Origin of the sequence: Ancrocorticia sp., from assembly GCF_052089425.1 — a bacterium.
Taxonomy (GTDB): domain Bacteria; phylum Actinomycetota; class Actinomycetes; order Actinomycetales; family Actinomycetaceae; genus Ancrocorticia.
This window is the reverse complement of sequence record NZ_JBQCZW010000014.1, coordinates 58834-63753: the sequence shown is the minus strand read 5'-3', so window position 1 is coordinate 63753 and position 4920 is coordinate 58834. Positions and strand designations below refer to the sequence as shown.

Sequence of the window (4920 nt, the reverse complement as noted above, 5' to 3'; positions counted from 1 at the left end):
AGTGCCCCCGAAAGGATTCGAACCTTCGACCTACCGCTTAGGAGGCGGTCGCTCTTCCTCTGAGCTACAAGGGCGGACCTGACTAGTGTAGCGACTTTGCGGGACTCCTACCGAATCAGGTTCACTGCCTGTGATGCACACAGGAGTCCACGGGGTACGCGGATACCTGTGACGTACACGGGAGATTGCCGCGTAAACGAGCACCCGTGACACGCAGGCCACGCCAACGAGGCAACGAGGCAACGAGGCAACGAGGCAACGACCGTTGTTACACTCTGCTCCACGGAACAGCTGGACCGCCGATATCTTCATTGTTGCGTGTCCGGCGGGGAACAACCGCTACAGGGCACGTCGCATGCTGGATGATCGACTGGCTTGTGGACCCCAGAAGTAATCCAGCGAAGCCACCACGTCCACGCGAGCCAACAACAAGAAGATCAACTGCTGTGGAGAACTCTGTCATGAGAGCTGCAGGATTGCCTTCGATGGCATGGCAACGTATATCAACGTCGTATCCTTGCCGCGCGTTCTCTACAGCTTCTTTGAGACCTTCCCGCACATCGTCCAGAACCTCCTGATGGTAACCACCACCGGGCAACCACGCACCACCAGCAAAGCTCACGGCACCTACACAGGAAAGCCGCGCACCCCAGCGCACCGCTTCACGCACTGCAAGGTCCAAGGCAACCAGCGATGATTCTGAACCATCAACGCCGCAGACGATGTGCTTCACTGGCAGCACCTCCCGCACAGGGCCCGATGGGACGATGACGACCGAGCAATAGGACCGCGAAGAAACTGTCGACGCCACGGAACCAAGGAGCCGATCCGCGAATCCGCCGGAGCCGCCGCGCGCGCCCAATACCAGACGTGCTGCGGATTTTGACCTTTGGATGAGTTCGGATGTTGGGTCTTCGGCGGACAGGTGAAGGGCATAATCCAGAACAGTGTCCTTGACTTGTTGTTCCGCGTTCTCAAGGATCTTCTGCGCCCCGGCCTCGAGTAGCGGCCCGCTCGGCTCATCGCCCGCCGGTGAATAGCCTGGCCGCTCATAACAAGCAACGATGTCAAGATGCGCACCGCGTACCTTTGCCTCCTGCGCAGCCCACTCCAGCGCATTGAGTGAGAACTCGGAACCATCGATCCCGCAAACCACTAGATTTTCGTGACGATACGCCATACCTGCCCCCTCCAGAGAAAAGTTGCCGTGCACGTCAATTCTGGCACGTTGTGGCAACAAACGCAGGGACCAAAGTGAGTCTGAGGTCAGAAAAAGAAGGAGGCCAGCTTCCGCTGGCCCCCTTCTAAGCTTTATTCGATTAGCCCACGCGGATAACGGTGGGGGTTCCGCCGATCCAAGAATCTGGACCAACGCGAGTGCCCATGCCTTCGTTCCACGCGCCAACGTTCTGGCCATTACCCAAGCTGATGGCCACGTGACCGGGCCAGTAGAGGATATCGCCGGCCTGAGCCTGCGAGTAAGGAACCTGCGTACCAGCGGAGAGAACGGACGTGGTGTAGCCGCCGATCGAAACGCCGTGCTGGGCGAAGACGTAGCGGACGAAGCCGATGCAGTCCCAACCAGATGGGGTGGTGCCACCCCATACGTAAGGAGAACCAGTGTAGGACATCGCGGTACCGACAATGCCGGAAACACCCGATGCAGGAGCTGCTTGCTGAGGAGCCGGTTCGGATTGAGCGGGTGCTTCAGCAGCCTGAGTTGTGGTCTCAGCTGCTGGTGCAGCCTCCTCAACTACGGGCTCGGGCTCAGGCTCTTCGACCGCTACCTGAACTTCGATATCGCCCTTGTCTTCGCTCGCAAAACTTACGTCTTCAGCGCCACCCCAATCAACATCATTCATTGTGGTGACCCCGGGAATCGAGTCAGCCTCAGCTTCCGCACCACCGGTCGCGTCCCTAGTATCAGACTTCGCCGTGAGGATGGCCGCACCGTTGATGTCATTGGTTGTCACTTCGGCAGCGTTCGCAGCTGGCAGCGTGACGCCAAATGCAGTTCCGACTGCCATTGCGGCGATGAGGCCACGTCCGGCAGGGGTATTTACGGTGTTGAGCGCAGCCCCGCGTGTGATCGCATGGCGTCCGGTCATTGAGATGTCTCCTTGATACTTCACTCAGTCCGGCGGCCGAAGCCACCAAGAACTTTTGTCTAAGTAAGACACTAACGGCTTTATAACCAAATGTCACGTTTAGGTAACGCTATATGACGCACGTCATATTTGCCATTTTTTGGCGGAACTAAGCGGTTTTCAGAGATTTCACAGCTAGATATGGCGCACCAGATCACGAACTAGATAACGGAATGTGACGCATTTGGCCCTCGGCGTGTCGGCCACGCCACTGCCGTAAATGGCCTCAGTGATCCGGGTCTACTTCTCTCGAATCAGCAAATGGCCTTGGGCCCACGGCGTCAGCGTAATCGTGGATCCGTTGGCGAAGTCCATGTACCACGTGTCCTCGCCGCCACGAGTGAGCCGTACCTGCACGTTGGGTGCGAATCCTGCTGCCTGGAATTCGGCAAGCAACCCGGCGTCCGTTTGGAGTACTTCGCCAATGCGGGCCAAGATAACATCTCCACCCTCTGGGTTCGCGCCCACGTAGTCATTGACGCGTGTGAGTCCCGAAGGCTCCGCTGCTTGGGCACCGGGGCCCGAGGTTTCAGGTTCTGGAATCGAGTTACCGAAAGGATCTGCCTCTTCATTCGCGAGCAGTGTGGCGATCTTTTCTTCCACTCCGTCGGAGATCACGTGTTCCCAACGGCACGCCTCATCATGGACATCCACCCAGTCAACGTTGAGAACATCAAGCAACAGCCGTTCGGCAAGCCTGTGCTTCCTCATCACGTTGGTGGCTTGACGCCTTCCCTCTGGTGAGAGCTGGATTGTGCGCGAACCAACGATGGAGAGCAGGCCGTCGCGCTGCAGGCGCGCCACGGTTTCGGACACGGTCGGCTTGGACTGCTCCAACCGTTCTACCAAGCGGGCGCGAAGAGGCGGTACACCTTCTTCCTCCAGCTCGTAGATAGCCTTGAGGTACATCTCAGTGGTATCCACAAGATCGCCGCTCATATTTTGCTCCTTGTCGCGTGGCACAGCGCCAACCGAATGCTGCTGCATCCGAGCCTATGTAACCCCATAGACAATAGTCGAGTCGGACGCGTTTATACGCATTTTTCCTCACCAAAATGCGCAAGTCACGCGGTTTAGCCGCGGGCGAGAGCAATTTCCGGACAGCCTCTACACACAGCCTTCAACAGGGCAAAATAGAGGTATGACTCTGCAGATTCCCGCTCATCTTCTCCCGAGCGATGGCCGGTTCGGTTCTGGCCCCTCAAAGCTCCGCAGCCAACAACTGGCGCGGCTCACCGCCCCCGATAGCCCATTGGGAACGTCGCACCGGCAACAGCCAGTCAAGCAGGTAGTCGCGAGTATTCGCGAGAAGATCGGTGATCTGTTCGCCATCCCAGATGGCTACGAAGTACTGCTGGGCACAGGCGGCGCCTCGCTATTCTGGGATGCCATCACTTTCTGCCTAGTGGAATCCCGCGCCCAAGCCGCCGTGTTCGGCGAATTCTCTGGCAAGGTGGTCAAGGCCATTACCCGCGCACCGTGGATCGATGGGGTGGATATCAAGCGCAGCGCACCGGGGGGCGTCGCTCTGTGCGAAAGCGCCGAAGGCATTGACACCTATCTATACGCACACAACGAGACCTCCACCGGAGCAATCTCCCCGGTGAGCCGATTCGGCGGCGTAGGAGCGCTGACGCTCGTGGACGCCACCTCTGCTGCCGGCGGAGTTGACGTGGACGTTTCGCAGACCGACGTCTATTACTTCTCTCCTCAAAAGAATTTTGGGGCCGACGGCGGCCTGTGGCTGGCTATCGCCTCACCTGCGGCTTTAGCCCGTATCCAGAAGTTGACGAGTGAGCGTTGGGTACCGGATATTTTGAATCTCCAGTTGGCCGTGGAGAATTCGCGAAAGGATCAGACCCTCAACACCCCAGCAATCGCCACTCTCCTGCTCATTGATGAGCAGCTGACATGGATGCTCGATCAGGGAGGGCTCTCCGCGATGGCACAACGGACAGAACGTTCCTCCTCCGCCGTATACAACTGGGCCACCTCGCGGAACGACGCCACTCCGTTCGTTACTCAGCCTCAGTACCGATCTCCCGTTGTGGCCACGGTAGATTTTGACGAATCCGTCAACACGGCGAAGGTCAGCAAGATTCTGAGGAGCCATGGCGTGGTGGATATCGATCCTTACCGTAGCCTGGGCCGTAATCAGCTGCGTATTGGGACATTCCCCAACGTTGAGTTGGCGGATGTGGAGGCGCTGCTGGCATGCCTCGATTGGATCATCGATCACAAGAAGTAGCGCGCATGTCTAGGTGCACTACACGTGCACTGCCACTCACCTCGCGTGATCGCCGGGGATCTTATCGCCCTGCGTGCGGGCAATCTCCCGGTTAGCCTTTTCTTCAGCTTCTTCACGCTCGTGCTCAAGCGGGCCGCGAATATCAAGGTGAGGGCGCGAATGCAGCCGGTAACGAACTTGCACGTCCCATGTACGCCTGCCCCAGAAGTAGGCTGCCGCCACAACAACGAAAGCAGAAATAGCGCCGATTCCAACTCCCCAACGCGGGCTGAAGGCCTCGGAAATCCATCCCACGAGCAGTGCGCCGATGGGCGTGGACCCTTGCATCACCGTTTGGTAGAGCGCCATCACACGCCCGCGCATCTTCGGGTCCGTGGACATCTGAACCGCCGTGTTTGCACTGGTGAGCAGTGTCAGCATCATGAGGCCCACAGGAACCAGAGAGATCGCGTAGAGAGGATAGGTGGGCATGGTCGCATTGAGTGTTGCTGCGATGGCGAAGCCGAAGGCGGCCATCACCACGAT

General features: G+C 58.4%; 5 protein-coding genes and 1 tRNA gene. 1 reads left to right on the top strand and 5 read right to left on the bottom strand.

Annotated features, from left to right (window positions below; all coding sequences use genetic code 11):
* Nucleotides 1-2: 2 nt before the first annotated feature.
* The 4 genes from ACTHV6_RS06420 to ACTHV6_RS06405 form a co-directional block, all read right to left on the bottom strand.
* Nucleotides 3-74, bottom strand: a tRNA-Arg gene (locus ACTHV6_RS06420).
* A gap of 194 nt (nucleotides 75-268) precedes the next feature.
* Nucleotides 269-1180, bottom strand: a complete 912-nt coding sequence (locus ACTHV6_RS06415) for a universal stress protein (protein ID WP_441386456.1) — start codon at nucleotides 1178-1180, stop codon at nucleotides 269-271.
* Between the two features lie 139 nt (nucleotides 1181-1319).
* Entirely contained in the window at nucleotides 1320-2108 is a 789-nt protein-coding gene (locus ACTHV6_RS06410; protein WP_441386455.1) for a C40 family peptidase, read from the bottom strand.
* Nucleotides 2109-2387: 279 nt separating this feature from the next.
* A complete protein-coding gene (locus ACTHV6_RS06405; protein WP_441386454.1) occupies nucleotides 2388-3086 on the bottom strand; it encodes a metal-dependent transcriptional regulator in 699 nt (232 codons plus the stop codon).
* Between the two features lie 202 nt (nucleotides 3087-3288).
* Between ACTHV6_RS06405 and serC the strand changes: the two genes are divergently transcribed.
* Nucleotides 3289-4395, top strand: a complete 1107-nt coding sequence (gene serC, locus ACTHV6_RS06400) for a phosphoserine transaminase (RefSeq protein ID WP_441386453.1) — start codon at nucleotides 3289-3291, stop codon at nucleotides 4393-4395.
* A gap of 36 nt (nucleotides 4396-4431) precedes the next feature.
* Here the strand turns inward: serC and ACTHV6_RS06395 are convergent.
* Nucleotides 4432-4920: MFS transporter (locus ACTHV6_RS06395; protein ID WP_441386452.1), on the bottom strand; the 489-nt coding region annotated here is incomplete at its 5' end.